At 65.3% G+C, this 19,835-nt stretch carries 21 protein-coding genes and 1 riboswitch; of the genes, 9 read left to right on the forward strand and 12 right to left on the reverse strand.

Features of this window, described 5'->3' with window-relative positions:
• Nucleotide 1 precedes the first annotated feature (1 nt).
• A complete protein-coding gene (metX, locus tag XH88_RS12365) occupies nucleotides 2-1,204 on the reverse strand; it encodes a homoserine O-acetyltransferase MetX (RefSeq protein ID WP_271615632.1) in 1,203 nt (400 codons plus the stop codon).
• A gap of 85 nt (nucleotides 1,205-1,289) precedes the next feature.
• Nucleotides 1,290-1,369, reverse strand: a riboswitch (SAM riboswitch).
• Between the two features lie 170 nt (nucleotides 1,370-1,539).
• Between metX and XH88_RS12370 the strand changes: the two genes are divergently transcribed.
• Genes XH88_RS12370 through XH88_RS12380 form a run of 3 tightly spaced genes read left to right on the forward strand, consistent with a single transcriptional unit; the run spans nucleotide 1,540 to nucleotide 4,455 of the window.
• Nucleotides 1,540-2,388, forward strand: coding sequence for a chorismate mutase (locus XH88_RS12370; protein ID WP_271615633.1), 849 nt, complete (start codon nucleotides 1,540-1,542; stop codon nucleotides 2,386-2,388).
• A gap of 31 nt (nucleotides 2,389-2,419) precedes the next feature.
• Nucleotides 2,420-3,517 (forward strand): histidinol-phosphate transaminase, encoded by a 1,098-nt coding sequence (gene hisC / locus XH88_RS12375; RefSeq protein ID WP_271668574.1) that lies wholly within the window; start codon nucleotides 2,420-2,422, stop codon nucleotides 3,515-3,517.
• A complete protein-coding gene (locus XH88_RS12380) occupies nucleotides 3,514-4,455 on the forward strand; it encodes a prephenate/arogenate dehydrogenase family protein (protein WP_271668575.1) in 942 nt (313 codons plus the stop codon). Before hisC ends, XH88_RS12380 begins: the two co-directional genes overlap by 4 nt.
• On the opposite strand, the gene XH88_RS12385 is transcribed toward XH88_RS12380, so the two are convergent.
• A complete protein-coding gene (locus XH88_RS12385; protein ID WP_271668576.1) occupies nucleotides 4,452-4,583 on the reverse strand; it encodes a hypothetical protein in 132 nt (43 codons plus the stop codon). The genes XH88_RS12380 and XH88_RS12385 overlap by 4 nt on opposite strands.
• Before the next feature lie 80 nt (nucleotides 4,584-4,663).
• Between XH88_RS12385 and XH88_RS12390 the strand changes: the two genes are divergently transcribed.
• Nucleotides 4,664-4,924 carry a hypothetical protein gene (locus XH88_RS12390; RefSeq protein ID WP_271668577.1) on the forward strand — a complete coding sequence of 87 codons (261 nt, stop codon included), beginning with the start codon at nucleotides 4,664-4,666 and terminating at the stop codon, nucleotides 4,922-4,924.
• On the opposite strand, the gene XH88_RS12395 is transcribed toward XH88_RS12390, so the two are convergent.
• From XH88_RS12395 to XH88_RS12405, 3 genes are all read right to left on the reverse strand, one after another.
• A complete protein-coding gene (locus tag XH88_RS12395; RefSeq protein WP_271668578.1) occupies nucleotides 4,912-6,483 on the reverse strand; it encodes a hypothetical protein in 1,572 nt (523 codons plus the stop codon). The two genes, XH88_RS12390 and XH88_RS12395, sit on opposite strands and share 13 nt — an antisense overlap.
• A gap of 277 nt (nucleotides 6,484-6,760) precedes the next feature.
• Complete coding sequence (locus XH88_RS12400) at nucleotides 6,761-6,982, reverse strand: hypothetical protein (RefSeq protein ID WP_271668579.1); 222 nt, start codon at nucleotides 6,980-6,982, stop codon at nucleotides 6,761-6,763.
• A 148-nt stretch (nucleotides 6,983-7,130) separates the two neighbouring features.
• Complete coding sequence (locus XH88_RS12405) at nucleotides 7,131-8,315, reverse strand: DUF2125 domain-containing protein (protein WP_271668580.1); 1,185 nt, start codon at nucleotides 8,313-8,315, stop codon at nucleotides 7,131-7,133.
• A 110-nt stretch (nucleotides 8,316-8,425) separates the two neighbouring features.
• On the opposite strand from XH88_RS12405, the gene XH88_RS12410 reads away from it, so the two are divergent.
• Nucleotides 8,426-9,037: a gamma-glutamylcyclotransferase gene (locus XH88_RS12410; RefSeq protein ID WP_271668581.1), complete on the forward strand. Its 612-nt coding sequence runs from the start codon at nucleotides 8,426-8,428 to the stop codon at nucleotides 9,035-9,037.
• On the opposite strand, the gene XH88_RS12415 is transcribed toward XH88_RS12410, so the two are convergent.
• From XH88_RS12415 to ftsE, 4 genes are all read right to left on the reverse strand, one after another.
• Nucleotides 9,034-9,807 carry a lysophospholipid acyltransferase family protein gene (locus XH88_RS12415; protein WP_271668582.1) on the reverse strand — a complete coding sequence of 258 codons (774 nt, stop codon included), beginning with the start codon at nucleotides 9,805-9,807 and terminating at the stop codon, nucleotides 9,034-9,036. The genes XH88_RS12410 and XH88_RS12415 overlap by 4 nt on opposite strands.
• Before the next feature lie 23 nt (nucleotides 9,808-9,830).
• On the reverse strand, nucleotides 9,831-10,535 hold the full coding sequence (locus tag XH88_RS12420) for a YdcF family protein (RefSeq protein WP_271668583.1): 705 nt from the start codon (nucleotides 10,533-10,535) through the stop codon (nucleotides 9,831-9,833).
• Nucleotides 10,536-10,710: 175 nt separating this feature from the next.
• Nucleotides 10,711-11,679, reverse strand: a complete 969-nt coding sequence (locus XH88_RS12425; RefSeq protein ID WP_271668584.1) for a cell division protein FtsX — start codon at nucleotides 11,677-11,679, stop codon at nucleotides 10,711-10,713.
• Nucleotides 11,672-12,331 carry a cell division ATP-binding protein FtsE gene (gene ftsE / locus XH88_RS12430; RefSeq protein WP_092288863.1) on the reverse strand — a complete coding sequence of 220 codons (660 nt, stop codon included), beginning with the start codon at nucleotides 12,329-12,331 and terminating at the stop codon, nucleotides 11,672-11,674. Before ftsE ends, XH88_RS12425 begins: the two co-directional genes overlap by 8 nt.
• A 220-nt stretch (nucleotides 12,332-12,551) precedes the next feature.
• On the opposite strand from ftsE, the gene XH88_RS12435 reads away from it, so the two are divergent.
• Nucleotides 12,552-13,430 carry an MJ0042-type zinc finger domain-containing protein gene (locus XH88_RS12435; protein ID WP_271668585.1) on the forward strand — a complete coding sequence of 293 codons (879 nt, stop codon included), beginning with the start codon at nucleotides 12,552-12,554 and terminating at the stop codon, nucleotides 13,428-13,430.
• A gap of 47 nt (nucleotides 13,431-13,477) precedes the next feature.
• On the forward strand, nucleotides 13,478-13,852 hold the full coding sequence (locus XH88_RS12440; RefSeq protein ID WP_027530607.1) for a response regulator: 375 nt from the start codon (nucleotides 13,478-13,480) through the stop codon (nucleotides 13,850-13,852).
• 46 nt (nucleotides 13,853-13,898) lie between these two features.
• On the opposite strand, the gene XH88_RS12445 is transcribed toward XH88_RS12440, so the two are convergent.
• Nucleotides 13,899-16,499, reverse strand: coding sequence for a TIGR02302 family protein (locus XH88_RS12445; RefSeq protein WP_271668586.1), 2,601 nt, complete (start codon nucleotides 16,497-16,499; stop codon nucleotides 13,899-13,901).
• Nucleotides 16,500-16,676: 177 nt separating this feature from the next.
• Between XH88_RS12445 and XH88_RS12450 the strand changes: the two genes are divergently transcribed.
• Nucleotides 16,677-17,060, forward strand: coding sequence for a carboxymuconolactone decarboxylase family protein (locus tag XH88_RS12450; RefSeq protein WP_271668587.1), 384 nt, complete (start codon nucleotides 16,677-16,679; stop codon nucleotides 17,058-17,060).
• 135 nt (nucleotides 17,061-17,195) lie between these two features.
• Nucleotides 17,196-18,086, forward strand: a complete 891-nt coding sequence (locus tag XH88_RS12455) for an NAD(P)-dependent oxidoreductase (protein ID WP_271668588.1) — start codon at nucleotides 17,196-17,198, stop codon at nucleotides 18,084-18,086.
• A gap of 103 nt (nucleotides 18,087-18,189) precedes the next feature.
• On the opposite strand, the gene lysA is transcribed toward XH88_RS12455, so the two are convergent.
• Nucleotides 18,190-19,455, reverse strand: coding sequence for a diaminopimelate decarboxylase (gene lysA, locus XH88_RS12460; protein WP_271668589.1), 1,266 nt, complete (start codon nucleotides 19,453-19,455; stop codon nucleotides 18,190-18,192).
• A 24-nt stretch (nucleotides 19,456-19,479) separates the two neighbouring features.
• Entirely contained in the window at nucleotides 19,480-19,773 is a 294-nt protein-coding gene (gene lptM / locus XH88_RS12465) for an LPS translocon maturation chaperone LptM (RefSeq protein WP_271668590.1), read from the reverse strand.
• Nucleotides 19,774-19,835 lie beyond the last annotated feature (62 nt).

A 19,835-nucleotide genomic window follows, 5' to 3' on the forward strand; every position in this document is an offset into this window, starting at 1 on the left:
GTCAGCCGTCCTTGCTGGTGAGCCCGCGCGCCTTGCCGGCCGATTGCAGGAAGGCGCGCGAGATGTCGAAGAATTCGGGCACGTCGAGCAGGAAGGCATCGTGGCCGCGATCGGTCTCGATCTCGGCGAAGGACACCCGCGCGCTCGACGCGTTCAGCGCGTGCACCAGCGCGCGCGATTCCGAGGTCGGGAACAGCCAGTCGCTGGTGAAGGAGACCACGCAAAAGCGTGTCTGGATGCCCGCGAACGCCTTTGCCAGCACGCCGCCATGGTCGGCGGCGATGTCGAAATAGTCCATCGCGCGGGTCAGATAGAGATAGGAGTTGGCGTCGAAGCGCTCGACGAAGGACGAGCCCTGGTAGCGCAGATAGGACTCGACCTGGAAGTCGGCGTCGAACGAGAAGGTCGGCAGCTCACGATCCTGCATGCGCCGGCCGAACTTGCGATGCAGCGCGGCGTCCGAGAGATAGGTGATGTGCGCAGCCATGCGCGCAACCGCGAGGCCGCGATGCGGATGGATGCCGCGGTCGGCGTAGCCGCCATTGTGCCAGTCCGGATCGGCCATCACGGCCTGGCGACCGAGCTCGTGGAAGGCGATGTTCTGCGCCGAGTGCCGCGTCGCACAGGCAATCGCCAGCGCGGAGTATACGCGCGCAGGGTAGGCCGCGGTCCATTGCAACACCTGCATGCCACCCATCGAGCCGCCGACGACGGCGAACAGCGTGTCGATGCCGAGCCGATCGATCAGCATCGCTTGCGCGCGCACCATGTCGGGAATGGTGATGACGGGAAAATCCAGGCCCCACACCTTGCCGTTCGCGGGATTGATCGAGGCCGGGCCGGTCGAGCCCATGCAGCCGCCGATCACGTTGGAGCAGATGATGAAATACCTGCTGGGATCGAGCGGCCGGCCGGGACCGACCAGCGTCTCCCACCAGCCGGGCTTTCCGGTGACGGGATGCACATTGGCGACGTGCTGGTCGCCGGTCAGCGCATGGCAGATCAGTACCGCGTTGGAACGGTCGGCGTTGAGCTCGCCATAGGTCTGATAGGCGATCTGAAACGGGGTGAGATCGACGCCGCAATCGAGCCGCAGCGGCTGCTCCGTGCCGAACAGTGCAAGCTGCGAGCTCGGATGATCGACCTCATGCGAGCGATCGTCGGCACTGATCGCGGGACTGGGCACGGACTTGACGCCAACCATCATCGACCTCGTTTGCGACTGCCACCAGAGCGCCGCTGACATCAGGCCATGAAAAACCCGGCCTGAACGATAGGCTCGGCCGGGATCGGAAGCGTCCCCGGCCTGTTTAGCGAATTTTTTAACGTGGCTGCAAGCCGGCCGGCTCAAATGACCACGGAACAAGCAAAAACCTACCGGTTTGGGCCGATTTCGTCAAGTCGCGGTCCGGATCAACCAAAATAGTCTCCCGTCCCTCGGCCCGGCAGGTCTCATTTCCTTTCGCATTTCTCTTTGCTTTCGCTGCCCCGACTGCCTAATCAGAACCTCGACCGCCCCCTCACAACAGCCAGTCAGACATGTCCCAACGTCCGCCCGCGCCACCATCGCTCCAGGAATTGCGCAAGGAGATCGACGCGATCGACGAGGCCATGCACCGCCTCTTGATGCAGCGTGGCGACATCATCGATCGCCTGATCCAGGTGAAGCAGACCCAGGAGGTCGGCTCGGCGTTCCGGCCCGCGCGCGAGGCCTCGATGATGCGCGAGATCGTGCAACGCCATCGCGGCATCCTGCCGCTCGACACCGTCGAGAGCATCTGGCGCGTCATCATCTCGACCTTCACCTATGTCCAAGCGCCGTTCTCCGTGCACGCCGACATCTCGGCGAGCGAGCCGGCGATGCGCGATTCGGTACGCTTCCATTTTGGCTTCACGGTGCCTTACGTCGCCCATTTCAGCGCCCAGGCCGCGGTCGAAGCGGTGGCGAAGTCCAAGGGCGATCTGGCGCTGGTCTCGGCGACCTCCAGCCGCACGCCGTGGTGGCTGGAGCTGGAAGCCCATGGCGCGCCGAAGATCATCGCGCGCATGCCCTTCGTCGAGCGTGCCGACCATCCGGCCGCGCTGCCGGTGTTCGCGATCTCCCGTGTCGCCGACAGCGCCGTGGTGACGGAGGTCGAGACCTTCAGCGTGCGCGTGTCGGGGTGGAACGCCGAGGTCGCGCGCGCGCTGTCGCCGCTCGCCGAGATCGTGGCGGTGCCCGATACCGCCTTCGACGGCGCGGCGCTGCTGGTCTCCGCAACGAGCGATACCAGCATCGACAAAATCAGGGCTGCCCTGATCGAAGCGGGTGCCTCGGTCCGCTCCACGGCCCTCGTCGGCAGCCACGCAACGCGCTATACGGTGCCCCCGACCGGGGCGAAATCGTAAATTCGCGCCCCAGTCACTTTCGGAGTTGAAAATGTCCCGCCCCGTGCCGAACCCCGGCATTCTCGATATTGCGCCCTACACGCCCGGCAAGAGCCCGGTCGCCGAGCCAGGCCGCAAGGTGTTCAAGCTCTCGGCCAACGAGACGCCGTTCGGACCCTCGCCCAAGGCGATCGAGGCCTTCAAACACGTGGCGGATCATCTGGAAGACTATCCGGAAGGAACCTCGCGCGTGCTGCGCGAGGCGATCGGCCGCTCCTTCGGGCTCGACCCCAATCGCATCATCTGCGGCGCCGGCTCGGACGAGATCCTCAATCTGCTCGCCCACACCTATCTCAGCCACGGCGACGAGGCGATCTCGACCACGCACGGCTTCCTGGTCTATCCGATCGCGACCATGGCGGTCGGCGCCAGGAACGTCATCGCGGCGGAGAAGAACCTGACCTGCGACGTCGACGCCATCCTCAAGGCCGTGACGCCGAAGACGAAGCTGGTCTGGCTCGCCAACCCCAACAACCCGACCGGCACCTATATCCCGTTCGACGAGGTCAAGCGCCTGCGCGCTGGCCTGCCGTCGCACGTGCTGCTGGTGCTGGATGCCGCCTATTCCGACTACGTCTCGCGCAACGACTACGAGATGGGGATCGAGCTGGTCGCCACCACCGAGAACACCGTGGTGACGCACACCTTCTCCAAGATCCACGGCCTTGCGGCGCTGCGCGTCGGCTGGATGTTCGGCCCCGAGCACATCATCGATGCGGTCAACCGCATCCGTGGTCCCTTCAACGTGTCGACGCCGGCGATGTATGCCGCGGTTGCCGCGATCGAGGACACTGCGCACCAGGCGATGTCGAAGCAGTTCACCGAGACCTGGCGCAGCTGGCTCACCGAGGAGATCGGCAAGCTCGGGCTGAGGGTGACCCCGAGCGTCGCCAATTTCGTGCTGATCCACTTCCCGACCGACAAGGGCAAGACCGCTGACGACGCCGACGCCTTCCTTACCAGGCGCGGTCTCGTGCTGCGCGCGCTGAAGAACTACGGCCTGCCGCACTCGCTGCGCATGACGATCGGCACCGAGGAGGCCAACCGCCTCGTCGTCGAGGCCTTGCGCGACTTCATGGCCGGCAAATGAGCGAGCAGGCGCACTTCCAGCGCGTCGCGCTGATCGGCTTCGGTCTGATCGGCGGCTCGATCGCACGCGCTGCGAAGCGCCAGGGCCTCGCCGGCGAGATCGTCACCACCGCGCGCTCGGAAAAAACGCGGGCGCGGGTGCTCGAGCTCGGCATCGTCGACGAGGTCGTGGCGACCAATGCGGAAGCGGTGAAGGATGCCGATCTCGTCATCCTCTGCATTCCCGTCGGCGCCTGCGGCGAGGTCGCGCAGGAGATCGCCGCGCATCTGAAGCCCGGCGCGATCATCTCCGACGTCGGCTCGGTCAAGGGCGCGGTGGTCAAGGACATGGCGCCGCATCTGCCGAAGACCGTTCATTTCGTGCCGGCGCATCCGGTCGCGGGCACCGAGCATTCGGGCCCGGATTCCGGCTTCGCCGAGCTCTTTATCAACCGCTGGTGCATCCTGACGCCGCCGGAAGGCGTCGATGCCGCGGCGACCGCGCATTTGCGCGCGTTCTGGGCAGCGATGGGCGCCAAGGTCGAGGTGATGACGCCGGATCATCATGATCTCGTGCTCGCGATCACCAGCCACCTGCCGCATCTGATCGCCTACACCATTGTCGGCACCGCCGATGAGCTGGCGCAGGTGACGGAGTCGGAGGTCATCAAGTTCTCAGCCGGTGGTTTCCGCGACTTCACCCGCATCGCGGCCTCCGACCCGACGATGTGGCGCGACGTCTTCCTCGCCAACAAGGACGCCGTGCTGGAGATGCTCGGCACCTTCACCGAGGATCTCGCCAAGCTCACCCGCGCGATCCGCCGCGGCGACGGCGAGGCGCTGTTCGACCATTTCACCCGCACCCGCGCCATCCGCCGCGGCATCGTCGAGATCGGCCAGGATTCGGCGGCCGCGGATTTCGGCCGACAGCACGGACAGCTCGACAAGAAGCCCGGCTAATTGCGGTCCCGGACTCGCGCAATGCGGCGGCGGCCGGCGAGGCCGGCACCGATCTGCATGCACACTCCCACCATCCAGGTGATGCCGAACAGGAGATTGCCGGCGGGATCGGATATCTCGTCGACCACGAAAGCATAGAGCGAGAGCAGGCCGGCTCCAGCCGCGAGAACGTGCCGGTCGCGCTGGCAAGGCCGATCACGGGCGATCGATGCGCTGGGCCGGACTGACGCTGCGGCCAGCGCGGGATATCGATCCCGAGATACGCGCCGATCATTCCGAGCAGGATCAGCAGGACAGTAAATTCGACGGTGTCGAACCAGGGCAGTTCGGTCCGCATCAGCAATGCGGCGCCGAAGGTGGCGCCGACCGCGCCCGTCATCGCCAGGCCAAGCCGGGCGACGACGTGCGCGAGCCGAAGGATCAGAAGACCGTCGGACAATTGCCGCTCACAGAAGATCAGAACGGATAATACCGGACCTGCGTCATGACGATGTTGTCGTCAGTCTTGGGGGCGCCCCCGACGCCAGCGAAGGCGAAGCGTTGCGTGTAGGAGTACTGCACGCCGGCTTTGAGCGTGCCGTAATTGCCCTGGTAGATGGTGTCGTAGATGCCGGCGGTGACCTGCCGGACTTCCTTGGTATTGCCGTTACAGGTCGCTGGCGGCGTATTCTCGGTAAAGCAGCCGGTGTTGTTGTAGAGCGGATTGCCGTAGCCGAACGGCACCGTTCCGACGTTGGTGAAATTGGCCTTGGCCTTCTCCAGGCCCGCGTAGCTGTAGACATCGAGTTCAGGCGTTGCGTGCCAGATCAGGCCGGCCGCGGCCGCCGTGATCGTCAGCGGCAGCACCGTGCCGTCCTGCGCCAGTGCCGCATCGGGGAACGGCGTCGCCGTGAAGCGGCCGAGCACACCATGCGCGCCGTAGAGTTGGAGATCGAGGGTCTTCGGAATCAGCTCGGCAAAGACGTGGCCACCGAAGCTGCCGGTGTCGTAGGTGTGGTTGGCGCCGTTGAAGCGGTCGAACAGCTGGCGATAGAGCGCCCACGTCTCGACATGCAGCTTGTAGGGCCCGAGCCGCGGATCCCACGCCGCCTTGACGGTGACGTCAGGCACCTGGTTCAGGCTGACATTGTTGAGGTTGTTGAAGAAGCTGCCGCCCGGCCCGGTCAGATTGACCTGCAGATTCGGATTGAGCACGCCCTGCGGGCCGACCGCCGGCGTGCCGACTGCCGGGGTGTTACCGCCGAAGAAGGCGGTCTGCGGATTTTCAACGGACGCGGCGAGCTTGAACTCGGGTCCGATATCCTTCCAGACGCGCAGGCCCGGCTGGCGTGCCGCCAAAAATCCCGGAACGGATTCGAAGTCGATCACGCCGGGCGCATCGACGCCGCGCGGATCAATCCCGGATTTGGTCGGCGCGTTCAGCGACCAGGACTGGCCGGCCAGGAAGTGCAGGCCGAGGTCGGTTCGGTCAACTTCGAGACTGAGCTGGCGCATCCGCGGGTTGAACGAGTTGGTGGCAACGGAGCTTGCCGTCTGCGCTGCGCCCTCGAAGTCGATTTCGCCGTAGCCGGCGAGATGCGTATCGGCGTCGGCATTGCCTTCGGCCAGCACCGAGAACCTGCTCTGGCGCGCGGAGAACCGTGTCTCCGGGACAAAGAAATTGTGGGCCTGGGGATAGGGGATGAAATTGTACACTGAGCCGGTGTCGGAGGCGATGTTGCGCGAGCGGTAGATCCCGGTGAGATCGACCCAGCCGCCGAATGTCAGCGTGATACCCTTATAGCAGACCTTGCCGCCCGCACATGCCTCGACGGGCAGCGCCTTGTAGGTCCCCGGCATCGGCATGACTTTGGTCTGCACGGCCTCGACCTGGCGCGTCTTGCGCGCCTCCGAATCCACCTTCTGCTGCAGCTCCTTCAGCTTGGCCTTCAGCGCCTGGATTTCTGACGTGACATTGTCGTCGGCACGCGCCTGGCCCGAACAGGCAGCGAGTAGTCCCAGCATGAGTCCGCGAGTGATGATCCGCACGTAAGCCTCCCTCCACTTGGGAAGCAGGTCCTGATGGTTGCGCCCCCGGCGCGTGCTTGCTTCCCTGGTGTGGAGTGATTTGAATGCGGCCGCGATTATTCGCGGGGCCGCCTACCTCCAGCATCACGTTTTGCTGACGATCATGTCCGGAATATTTTCATCGCTCGACCGATCTGCACGCGCGCGATAAGCGCGCAGGTGATGCAGCGCATTAGGCCCGGCCGGGACATGGCCGGGCCCAACTCCGCGATGCGCTGGGTCTCAAGGGGGATGGCGGCTATTTGCCCTTGGTCGCGCGGATCACCGTGGGGCGCGGTGATTTCGCAGAAGGCACGTACGCCACGCTCGCGCGCGTTGTCGGGCTCGACAGATTGCGATCGCCGTTCGGGTACTGGGCTGCGTACGCAGCCGGCTCCTGCGACTGCCACTGCGCGAACGCGGGCGTCGCGAAGGCGGCCGTGACGGCGATGGCGGCGACGAACAGCTTGGATGGGGTCATGATATCTCTCCTGCCTGTGCGGCTCGCCTCATCGTGCGGCCGACATGGAGAGAGAGAGAGAGAGAGAGAGACCGGGCTTTGCGGCTCCGCATTCCCGATGCGAAGCCGCCTCTTCATCACGAGGGCGCGAAGGCGCCGTGACCGCAGATCAGTACAGCGGCGGAATCTGGCCGACCTTGACCGGGCCGAGCAGCACGGCCCCGTCGACGAATTTCAGCGGGAAGCTGCGCGCCTTCCTGCCCTCGAGCGTGCTTTCGGTGCCGATCGAATTGATGCCCGCGGCAACGCCGGCATTGGCGTTCTGCTTGATGACCTTGCCGAGGCCGGGGACGGCGCGATCGAGCGCACCGAACAAATTGTTGAGGTCCTGCGTCTTGACGCCGGGTGCGACGCGATCAAGCGTCGCCTGCGGCACGCCCTCTTCCAGCATCTTCTCGATGCCGAGTGCGGGAATGACGCGCTCGAGGCCGGTCACGGTCATCTGCAATTCGCCGTCCAGCCGGCCGCTCGCCGAGAGGCCCAGCGTGCCGGCCGCGACGGCGATCATCTCGCCCTGCTGAATCCGCGATTGCACGATCTCGATGTGACCGCCGGCGGCCTGGATTTCGCGGAAGCGTTGCGGCCAGGGCTTTGGCGTGAGGTCGGTGAGTCCGGTGATCTTCGCACGCGTGTCGGCCTCGAATGGCTCGGCGAGCAAGGGATGAACGCCCTGGATACTGCCCTGCGCGACGTGGAGCACCGTCTCGATCACGGGATGATCGGAGGTCGATCCGTCCGCGAGACGCCCATGCAGCTCGATCTGCTTGGCGCGCGCGAGCGGCACCTGCACCGAGCCATCAAGCCTGTTGAGGCTCGGATCGTCGAACACGATGGAGGCGCGCTCCGGCACGGCCGGCAAGCCGATCACGCTGCTTTGGCCCTTGCTCCAGTTCACCACGAAGGTGTTTTGGGTGACACCATCGGTCAGCGTTGCCGGTGCGGAAAACTCGGCGATGACGTGCTTGGGATCGTAGACCTGCGCCAAAACCAGAATGTTGTCGAGCCTGGCCGTGAAGGGCGTCCTGCTCGCATTCTGCGAGACCAGAGCGACGCTGGCGCCGGAGCACTGCACCTCGAAGCGGAACGGGAAGCCCGAGATCGAACGCTTGGCGCAATCATAGATGCGGCCCGCCTTGGCCTCCTGCGCGCGCCAGGCGTCGGCCACGACCTCGGCCTGCGAGGCCGCATAGAACCAGAAGCCGCTCCAGGCGGCAGCAAGGATCAAGAGAAGAACAGGAGCAATGAAAAGCCCCCAACGGGAGCGCCGGCCTGCGGCAATGGTCATATCGGACATGCGGCGACCCTTTGACCCCAGATTTTGTCAAATGTAAGCGAGGCGGGCCTCGGCCGAAAGGCGGAGAATTCGCTTCGCATGGCAGTCCGGTTCTGGTAGCCGTGCCCGAAATGTCGGAAATTACCCTCCCCTCCATCACCACGGCCAAGGGCGACCTCTGGGTGTTCGGCTATGGCTCGCTGATGTGGCGGCCAGGCTTCGTATTCGAGGAACGCGTTCCGGCGCGGCTGGTCGGCGAGCACCGTGCGCTCTGCGTCTATTCCTTCGTCCATCGTGGCACGCCGGAACAGCCGGGCCTGGTGCTGGGGCTCGATCGCGGCGGCGCTTGCCGCGGGATCGCCTTCCGCGTCGCCGAAAAGAACCGCACCGATGTGGTCGCGTATCTGCGCGCGCGCGAGCAGGTCACGTCGGTCTACCGCGAGGTGATGCGCTCGGTCTGGCTGGAGAACGATGCGCGGCAGCGCGTCTCCGCGCTCACCTACGTCGTCGATCGCGGCCATGTCCAATATGCCGGACGGCTGTCGCTCGCGGATCAGCACCGTCATGTCGTCCAGGGCCATGGCCAATCCGGCGCCAACCGCGACTATGTCACGGCAACCGTAAAGGCGATCGAGGCCGAAGGCTTTCGCGACGCGCAATTGCATCAGCTCGCGATAATGCTACATGGCGAGGCGCATTCGCTGCATGCTCAAGCTCCCGACGACAACAGGGACAGCCGCTAGCCGCCCGAAGCCGCGTAGCTCGGCGCCGAGCCGATCAACTGCTCCTGCTCTTTCCGGCCCGCCTCGACGAGGCGGCCGGTCGCGTCCTCGATGGCCGCCTGCACGCGCGCGAGAAACTCGTCCTTGGGCAGACCCTGCGGCAGCGGATCGAGGAACTCCACCACCAGCGTGCCGGGATAGCGCATGAAGGTGCGGCGCGGCCAGAACAGGCCGGAATTGAGCGCAATCGGCAGGCACTGCACGCCGCAGGACGAATAGATCTGCGCAAAACCGGTCTTGTAATCCGGCGGCGCGCCCGGCGCGCGGCGTGTGCCTTCGGGAAAGATGACGAGCTGTCTGCCGGCGCGCACCGCCTCGCGCGCGCGCCGCGTCATGTCGAGCAGCGCCTTCACCCCGGCATTGCGGTCGATCGCAATCATCCCGGTCTTGACCAGGAATTGGCCGAACACCGGGATCTGCATGAGTTGGCGCTTAAGGATGAAGATCGGGCGATCGAAGAAGCCCGGCAGCACGAAGGTCTCCCAGAACGACTGGTGCTTCGCCACGATCACCAGAGGTCCCTTGGGGATCTTCTCGACGCCGCGGAACTCCACCTTGATGTTGCAGACCACGCGCATCAGAACCAGCGTCGCCTTCGCCCACCATTGGGCAACGCTCAGCATGGCGCGCGGCGGCAACGCGAAGGTCGGCAGCGCCACGATCGTGAGGCACACCAGGACGGTGTAGAACAGCACGTTGAATATGAGCGAACGCAGGAAAATCAAAAACATCGACGATCCGTTAGATTTGCCGGTCAATTCGCCTGCGCGGTGGCGGGCCGCTTGGATTGCAGGCCCGCAGGCTGCTCCGACATCTCAGGCGAAAGGTCAATCCCGAAATCTTCCAGCCGGACCCTGAGCTCGGCGGCGACGTACTTGACATATTCGGACAAGAGCAGCCGCAGCGTCGAGGCCGACGTCCACCACGGCTCCTCACGCCATTTGTCACCAACCACCGAGAACGGGATCAGCGCTGTTTGCGGCATCGCGTGCGAGAATTCCACCAGTGCGCGCGGCATGTGATAGTTCGAGGTGACCACGATCAGCGATTGGAAGCCGCGTCCCGCGGCCCAGCGCCGCGCCTCTGCCGCGTTGCCGCGAGTCGTGAGCGCGGTGCGGTCCAGATCGACGCAGCAGGTCATGAAGGACTGGTTCTCCGGCAGCGTCCGGGAGATGTCGCTCGCCGTCGAGGTCGGGTGCACGCCCGAGATCAGCAGCCGCCTGCCGTAGCCGGCCGCCAGCAGCTCCATCGCATCCGACACCCGCGAGGAGCCGCCGGTCAGGACCACGATGCCGTCGGCCTTGCGGCTGGGGGCGATCTCGGCGCCGCGCAACTGCGACAGGAACGCGACGAAGCCCGCCGCCGCGCCAACGAAGGCGAACGCGATCGTCGACACGACGGTCGCGCGGAGCCAGCCGCGCGGCAGTTTCGGCGATCGATCGTCGGTTGGCGAGGTCATATGATGTCGGTAGTCCCTTCCCCGAGTTATTTTAGGAGGTTTTGAGGCGAAGTGGAGTCCGGTTTCTTCACCCTCTCCCTGGCGGCGAGACGGGTGGCGTTCGTGCGCGCGGACAGAACCCCTCATCCGACGCTTCGCCCACCTTGTCCCACAAGGGGAGAAGGAAGACAGCAAGTCAATCGACGTCATTCAACGTCGCGAACAGGGTCTGGCGCGAGGCCACGGCGGTGATCGCCCCGATCAGCACGGCCTGCACCGCGAGCACGATATAGCCGGACGGTCGCAGCGAGAAGGTGCCGAGCAAGGCCGCGAACTGGTCGCCGACCGGGGTGCCGGAGAACCAGCCGGCGATCGACTCGGAGAAGCCGAACAGCAGCATGGCGACGCCGCCACCGATGACGCCGCCTTCGAGCCCGAGCCTGAGGAAATGGCGGAGGAAGTGATTGGCGATGTAGCGATCACCGGCGCCGACGAAATGCAGGACCTCGACGATCGGCCGGTTCGCCGCCATCGCACCGCGCGTTGCGAACGAAACCGAGATGATCGTCGCGACGATGACGAGCGCGAGGATACCGACGCCGGCAAGCACGGTGGCATTGGTCATCGAGCGCATCCGTTCGATCCAGGCGCGGTGATCGTCGACGCTGGCGCTTGGCGCCACCTGAGTCACCCGAGCGCGCAAGGCGCCGAGATCGAGCGACGTCCCGGGCTGCACGCGCGCGATGATCATGCGCGGCACCGGCAGATCGTCCATCGACAAGCCGGTGCCGAGCCAGGGCTCGAGCAGCTTGCCGCTTTCCTCCTTGGTAAACGGTTTGACCTCGACGATCCCGGCCTGCGCGCGGATCGCCTCAGTAACGGCGGCGGTGTCGCGCTCGATGTCGCGCCCCGATTGCGGGCGGACCTGGATGGTGATCTCGCTCGCGACATCCGACTGCCACTCCGCGGCGGAGGCGCTGACCAGCAGCACTGCGCCCGTCGTCATCGAGGCGAGAAAGGTCATGATGGCGACGACAGCGACCAGCGCACGACCGTGGATCGAGGCGCGCGGCACGATCGGCGACAGGTTGCGCGCCCTGGCCGGCAGCGGCGGACGCTCCTGTCCGAGATCGACCAGCACGCCGCGTTCGTCGGTCCTACTCATAGACGTGCAACCGCCCCTGGTGCAGTACGAAGCGGCGTGCTTCGTACTGGTCCATCAACGCGATGTCGTGGGTCGCGATGATGACGGCCGTGCCTGATTTGTTGAGCTCGATGAAGAGCCGCAGCAGGCGCCGCCCGAGCGTCGGATCGACGCTGCCGGTCGGCTCGTCCGCGAGCAGGAGCTGCGGCCGCGAGATCACGGCGCGCGCGATCGCGGCGCGCTGCTTCTCTCCGCCCGACAGGATCGGCGGCAGCGCATCCATGCGGTCGCCCAGTCCGACCCAGCGCAGCAGGTCGATGACCTCCTTGCGATAGCTCGATTCACTGCGGCCCATGACACGGAACGGCAGCGCAACGTTCTCATAGGTCGTCATGTGGTCGAGCAGACGGAAATCCTGGAGCACGATGCCGATGCGCTTGCGCAAATCCGCGATCTCGTCCTTGCCAAGCTGGGAAACGTCGTGGCCGAACAGATTGACGAGGCCGCGCGTTGGCCGATGCGACAGGAATAACAGACGCAGCAACGACGTCTTGCCGGCGCCGGACGGGCCGGTCAGGAACTGAAAGGAATGCGCCGGGATCTGGAAGCTGAGGTCGCGCAGGATCTCCGGCCCCAGACCGTAACGCAATCCGACATTTTCGAACCGAACCAAGCTCAGCTCCGTTCGAGAGGGGACGTAGGCCGCACGGTCAGCGAGGTCTCGCCGCATGCTGCAAGGGGTTGTGCGACCGTTATGGTTTCCGGTTCGTTAACGGTCGGCCTGTAGCATCCCCGGCAGCATCCTTAGAAGTATTCCTTCTCGGGAGTCATCCTTCTTAGGAATATCCTTGGCGTCCGGTTCCGCGCGACAAGGTTCATCGTCGAGGCCGTCCATGCATATTGTCTGCCCGCATTGTACGACATCCTACGCCATCAAGCTTGCAAGCCTGGGAGCCAATGGACGGACGGTCCGCTGCGCCCGCTGCAAGGAGACCTGGATCGCGCATCCCGAGGATGCCATCGAGGAAGCCGCCGTGCCGGCCATGGCCGCAGCCAGCCAGGCGGAGGACCAGTCGGACCTCGCCGAGCAGTGGAACTCCTACGCCAAGGACGATGGCGCCGCCGACACCCCTGTGGTCGAAAGCCCCTCGATCGCCAGCGACTGGCCGACCGAGGATGCCACGGAGACCGAGGACGAGTGGTCGGCGGCAGCCCAGGCCGCCGAGGAGGAGGTCGTCGGCGTGCGACACCAATCCTGGTTCCGCAGCCTGTTCAGCCGTCGCGGAGCAAGGGTGAGCCGGCCAGCCCCTGCCGTGGTCCGGCGGAAATCCCATTTCGGCCTGCCGACTGCCTGCGCTGCCATGGGCGCGCTGGTGCTGGCGCTGGTGATCTGGCGCAGCGACATGGTCCGCCTCCTGCCGCAGACGGCCGCCTTCTACAAGCTGGTTGGGCTGGAAGTGAACCTGCGCGGTCTCGCCTTCAAGGACGTCAAGCTCTCGACCGAGACAGTTGACGGTAAGCAGGTGCTGGTGATCGAGGGCGTGATCGTCGGCCAGAGCAAGAAGCCGCTGGATATACCGCGCCTGCGATTCGCCGTGCGCGATGCGCAAGGCGCCGAGATCTACGCCTGGAATTCGGTGCTGGAACAGACCGTGCTGCAACCCGGCGAGCGCGCCTTCTTCCGCTCGCGGCTCGCCTCGCCGCCGCCGGAAGGCCGCAATATCGACGTTCGGTTCTTCAACCGGCGCGACATCGCCGGCGGCAGCGTATAATCGGGTTCGCAAGGTCCGCGTTGGAGGTTGGTCCCAAGGTTGGTCTCATGCCCAAAGTTTTGATCGCTGATGACGAGGATTCGATGCGCCAGTTGGTGGCGCGCGCCATCGCCATGGACGGCCACGAAACCGTCACGGCACAGGATGGCGCCGAAGCGCTGGAGATCCTGACCCGCGAGGACGGCGCGTTCGACCTGTTGCTCACCGACATCCAGATGCCAGTCATGGACGGCATCGCGCTCGCCCTCTCCGCGGCGCGCGACTTTCCCCAGCTGACCATCTTGCTGATGACGGGTTTCGCCGACCAGCGCGAGCGCGCGTCGAATTTGAATGCGCTGGTGCATGACGTCGTGACAAAACCGTTCTCGGTGGCCGACATCCGCACGGCGGTGGCGGATGCGCTGGCGGCGAAGAAGGGATAGCGGGCGACGGTGTCCCCACACATTCCGCGCTCGTGGTGACTTTCCCTTAAAAATCCTTCAGCAGCCGCTCGATATAATCGAGCTCGATCTGCGGACGCGAGGGGTCGCCGAGGCGGCGGCGGAGTTCTTCGAGAATCCGGCGGACGCGCTGGACATCGATCTCGCCGGGAATCTTGACGGTATAATCGTCGCCGAATTCGCGGCCATGCAACGGACGGCCGAGCGGGTCGGTCTGATTGCCGCCGCTCTGCTGGCGGCCGGCGCGATTGCCGGGACCGTCGCCCTGGCCATCGCCATCGCCCTGCTGCATCGCTTCGGCCATCTTCTGCGCACCTTTGCGCATCGCATCCAGCGCCTTGCCCTGGGAGTCCACGGCACCGTCGGCATTGCCCTCGCCGAGCTTCGAACCAGCATCGCCCATCGCGCTGTCGGCGGAATCGAGCCCGCCGTCATCGTCGCCCTGGTCGGCATCCTGATCGCCATCCTGGCCGGGCTGCCCCTGATCGCCCTTCTGTCCCTGTTGGCCTTTCTGGCCCTTCTGCGACAGGCCGCGCTTGGCCATTTCGTCCTGGAGCTTCTTCAGGCGATCGCGCAGTGCCTGCTGATCCTGCTGCAGATCCGACATCGACTGATCGCCGGGCTGCTGCTTGCCGCGCATGCGGTCACGCCGGGAATCCTGACCCTGCTTGTAGGTCTTGTCGCGCAATTGCTGCTGCTTGCGGATCATGTCGCCGAGCTCGTTGAGCGCCTGCTCCATGTCGCTCTCGCCGGACTGTCCCGGCTGCGCCATCTGCAGGCCCTCCAGCATCTGCTGGAGCTGCTCGAGCAACTGTTTGGCCGCGTCCTTGTCTCCGGAGCGCGACAGGCGCTCCATGCGATCGATCATGTTCTGAAGGTCCTGCTGACGCAGGATCTTGGTGTTCGGATCGAGCGGACGCGCCAGATTCTGCGCATCCTTGTTGTTGCGGAACTGCTCGGCGAGCTGGCGCATGAAATTGTCAAGTGCCGCCCGCAGATCCTGCGTGAGCTTCTTGATCTCCTCGTCGCTGGCGCCGCGCTCCAGCGCCTGCTTCAGCGCATCCTGCGCTGCGCGCAACGCCTTCTCAACGTCGGAGATGTTGCCGTCCTCGATCGTCACGGCGAGCGCCCACAGGCTTGCCACGACCTCGCGCAGCGCATCATCCGTGCGCGACGCCTCGAGCTGGCGCGCGACGCTGTAGAGGCCGAGATATTGCCCGGTCTGCTGCGTGAACATCTCGGGCGCAATCATCAGCGCGTCGAGGGCGGTGTAGACCTCCGAATTCCTGTTGGCGTCGAGCGCGAGGATGCGGCGCTGCTCGATCAGCGCGCGCGCAAGCGGCTTCGTAAACAGCCGCTCGGGCAGACGCATGTTGAACGGTTCGCTCTTCGCTTCGTTGCCCGCTTCGTCCTTGGCGGTGAGCGTCAGCGTGACATCGGCACCGGCGTAGGGATCCTCACTGAGATCCTTCACCGTCTGACCCACACCGTTGCGGGTGCGCGCGTTCGGCAGCACCAGCGGAAACTGCGGTGGCTGGAACAGCGGCCGCGCCGCCGGCTTGTTATCGCCGTCCTTGCCGGCATCGGCGGAACGCGTCGCCACGTGCGCCTCGGCGCCGGTAACACCGTAGTCATCCTCGATCTTGTAGACGAGCTGGAGTGCCCCGCGCGCCTGGCGCTCCGGATCCTTGGCGAGCGCGATCGTCGGCGGGCGGTCCGGCGTCGCCGCGAAGGCCCATTGCGGCTGGCCCGACGGCGCGCGGACATGCGCGGTGCCGTCGCCGGTGATGGCGAAATGCTTCTCGTTGGTGCCCTTGGGCGTGGCCTCCGTCGGCGCGACTTCCTTGAGGCCACCGGACACGACAACATCAAGGCTTCCGCCGGAGGAGCGCACGATCAGGGTCGAACCGGCGGGCACGGCGAGCGGGCCGCTCGCGGGCAGCGCCGCAGCCTCCTTGTTGGCGGCCGACAGGATCACCGGCGGCTTGCCGGTATAGAGCGGTGGCGTCACCCAGGCGTCGACGCGGACATTGGTCGGCGTCAGCACACCGTTCCAGTCGAAGGCCGCGCCGAGCCGCATCGCGCGCTCGTCGCCAGCGGCAAAGAAGGTCGCGACCAGCATCACCATGACCAGCGCGCGCAGCGCCCAGGGGTCGTGGATGGCAAGGCGCGGATGCGGCAAGCCGGCGCGAATGCGCTTGAGCGAGGCGAGCGTGCGCTCGCGCTGCGCCTGCCAGAGCGCCTGCGCGATCGGGTCCTGCGAGGTCAGCGTGTCCGTCAGCGTGGTCGCAGGGCGATGGCGGATACCGGAGCCGCGGTCGAGCCGGGCGAGTGCCTCCTCGCGGCGAGGCCAGCGAAAACGAATCAGCGGGAATAAGGCGCCAGCGGCAAGCCCTGCGAAAATGACCAAGCCAATGGCACGCGCGGTAAAGGGCAGCACCAGCCACAGACCGACCCAAGACACAACCAGGAATAGGCCGACAACGGTGAGAACACGCGCCAGAGCTGGCCAGGCACGCTCCCACGCGATGGCATAAGTGGACCGCTTGAGGGCCTGCGCCAGCTTCAACCGCGACAGAGCGTCGCCATCGCGGATCGGGTCTGACGGGTCGGGGGTGACGCCGTTCAATCAACTCTCCAGGTTGCCCGGTAGAGAAGCCTACCACAACGGCAGCACTGAGGCATCCGTTCCCGTACGGGAGGCACCCCTTTTCCCGCATAACACGAGGACGTGACTGGCCCGGCGCAACCCCGTAGTTTCCGCGCCATCATCCCGAGGAAATCCCAGGGAAATAGAGGAAGCGCCATGGACAAGAAAATGCACGACAAGGGCCTGGAAGTCCGCAAAGCGGTGCTGGGCGAGGCCTATGTCAACAACGCGCTGAAGAACGTCGACGACTTCAACCGTCCGTTCCAGGAGATGCTCAACGAATATTGCTGGGGCACGGTGTGGGGCCGCGAGGAGCTGCCGCGCAAGACCCGCAGCATGCTCAACATCGCGATGATCGCGATCCTCAACCGCCAGCACGAATTCCGCGCCCATCTGAAAGGCGCGCTCACCAACGGCGTCACGCGCGACGAGATCCGCGAGATCCTTATGCAGGTCGCGATCTATGGCGGCATGCCGGCGGCCGTCGACAGCTTTCGCATCGCGCGCGAGGTGCTCGCGGAGATCGATGGGAAGGCGTGAGCCAAGCTGACCGCCCTCAACTCTATTGCTCCTTCATTGCGAGCGGAGCGAAGCAATCCAGAACTCCCCGCGGAAATAGACCGGATTGCTTCGTCGCTTTGCTCCTCGCAATGACGATGGGAAGGAATTAACACCATGGACATCGGATTCATCGGCCTCGGAAACATGGGTTTCCCGATGGCGCGGCGGCTGATCGAGGCCGGGCACAGGCTCGTCGTGTTCGACAGCCGCAAGGAGGCCGTCGACAAGCTTGTCGCGTGGGGCGCCACGGCTGCGACATCGCCAAAGGACGTGGCCGACAAGGTGGAGACGGTGATGGCGAGCCTGCCGTCCCTGCAAGCGTCGCTCGAAGTCGCGACGGGGGCGAACGGCGTGATCGAGGGAAGCCGCGCCAAGCGCTTCATCGATCTGTCGACCGTGGGCTCCCAGATGGCTTCGAAAATTCACGGCCTGCTGGCGAAGCGCAATATCGTGCAGATCGACTGCCCGGTGTCGGGCGGCGTCGGCGGCGCCGAGAAGGGCACGCTGGCGGTGATGGTGTCTGGGCCGAAGGCGGAGTTCGAATTATTGAAGCCCGCGCTCGACGTGATCGGAAAGGTATTCTTCATCGGCGAAAAGCCGGGCGCGGCGCAGACCATGAAGCTCGCCAACAATTTCCTCTCGGCCACCGCGATCGTGGCGACCTCGGAAGCGGTCGTGATGGGCGTGAAAGCCGGGCTCGACCCGGCCGTGATGATCGACGTCATCAATGCCGGCTCCGGCATGAACACCGCGAGCCGCGACAAGTTTCCTCGCTCGGTGCTGCCGCGGTCGTTCGACTTCGGCTTCGCCACCGGATTGATGGTGAAGGACGTGCGACTGGCGCTCGAGGAGATGAAGCAGCTCGGGCTGTCGATGGAAGTCGCCGATGCCGTCGGGCGGCTTTGGGAAACGGTGATCAGCGCAGAAGGCGCCGAGTCCGATTTCACCGCGGCGATCAAGCCGATCGAGAAGAAGGCGGGAGTCGTCGTCGGCGGCGAGAAATAACGCCAGTCTCGTAGCCCGGATGGAGCGCAGCGTAATCCGGGGTTGTGAAGGCTTGGCACGAACCCGGATTTCGCGTCCGCTCCATTCGGGCTACGTCAACGCCTCACAGCCACGGCGCCGGCTTGTCCATCGCGATCAGTTGCTCGACCTCGATGCGCGGACGTACCACGGCGTATTGATCGCCCTTCACCAGCACCTCCGGCACCAGCGGCCGCGTGTTGTAGGTGCCGGCCTGTACAGCGCCATAGGCACCCGATGTCATGACGGCGATGAGATCGCCCGGCTTGGGCGTCGGCAGCGTGCGGTCCAATGCAAGGTAATCGCCGGTCTCGCAGACCGGGCCGACGACGTCGGCCACGATCGTGGCCGCACCATCGGCCGGCTGCACCACCGGCAGGATGTCGTGATGCGCCTCATACAGCGTCGGGCGAATGAGATCGTTCATGGCGGCATCGATGATGACGAAGTTCTTGCCGTCGCCATGCTTCACATAGATCACCTTGGCGACCAGGATGCCGGCATTGCCGACGATCATGCGGCCCGGTTCGAACATCAACGTGCAACCGAGATTGTGGCTGACGCGCTTGACCATCGCGGCATAGACGTCCGGCGCCGGCGGCGCGTCGCGGTCCATGTAGTAGGGAATACCGAGGCCGCCGCCGAAATCGACATGCGAAATGGTGTGGCCGTCGGCGCGCAGCGTCTGCACGAATTCGGAGAGGATGCGGAACGCCGTCTCCATCTTGGAGAGGTCGGTGATCTGGCTGCCGATATGCACGTCGGTGCCGGTCACTTCGATCCCCGGCAGTTTCGCCGCGCGGGCATAGACCTCGCGGGCATGAACGATCGGGATGCCGAACTTGTTATCGGACTTGCCGGTCGAAATCTTGGCGTGGGTGCCGGCGTCGACGTCCGGGTTGACGCGCACCGAAATACGCGCGGTCTTGCCCATTTCACTCGCAAGGCGCGACAGCAACTCGAGCTCGGGCTCGGACTCCACGTTGAGACAAAGGATGTCGGCGGCGAGCGCAGCCCGCAGCTCCGCCTCTGTCTTGCCGACGCCGGAGAACACGATCTTGCTGCTGGGAATGCCGGCCGCGAGCGCCCGCTTCAGCTCGCCACCCGAGACCACGTCCGCGCCGGCGCCGAGCTTGGCCAGCGTGCGCAGCACCGACTGGTTGGAGTTCGCCTTCATGGCGTAGCAGACCAGCACCTTCTCGCCGGCAAAGGCCTCCGTGAAGACGCGGTAGTGCCGCTCCAGCGTTGCGGTCGAATAGCAATAGAACGGCGTGCCGACGGTTGCGGCCAGCTCGGACAGGTTCACCGCCTCGGCGTGCAGCACGCCGTTGCGATAGTCGAAATGGTTCATGGCGTTGGCTCAGCTAATCCCGGCTCATCTCTTGCCGGGAGATTCGTCCAGGAGCGGGTCGAGGATAAACGGTTTTTTCCGGCCCCGGGTCGCCGCCGGTGCGGCATCCGCGCCGTAGGTTGGATTGAACACGCTCGGCGTCTTCTGGGCTTCGGTCTCGGTGTCACCAGGCGCTGCGACATTGGCCGTGGACGCACTGGAGGCGCCTGGCGGCAGATCCAGCGGACCCTTGCGGCCGCAGCCGGCGAGCGCAAGCGCGCTCACGCTCAGGACAATGATGGCCCACCCCGACCCGGCCGGGCGAAACTTTGACGTCACGACGAAATCCCCACTACGCGAGGCGCACCATACAGAGATTGGCGCGCTCTGGCGAGAGCCGG

It is taken from the genome of Bradyrhizobium sp. CCBAU 51627 (genome assembly GCF_028128765.1).
In the GTDB taxonomy this organism is placed as follows: Bacteria; Pseudomonadota; Alphaproteobacteria; order Rhizobiales; family Xanthobacteraceae; genus Bradyrhizobium.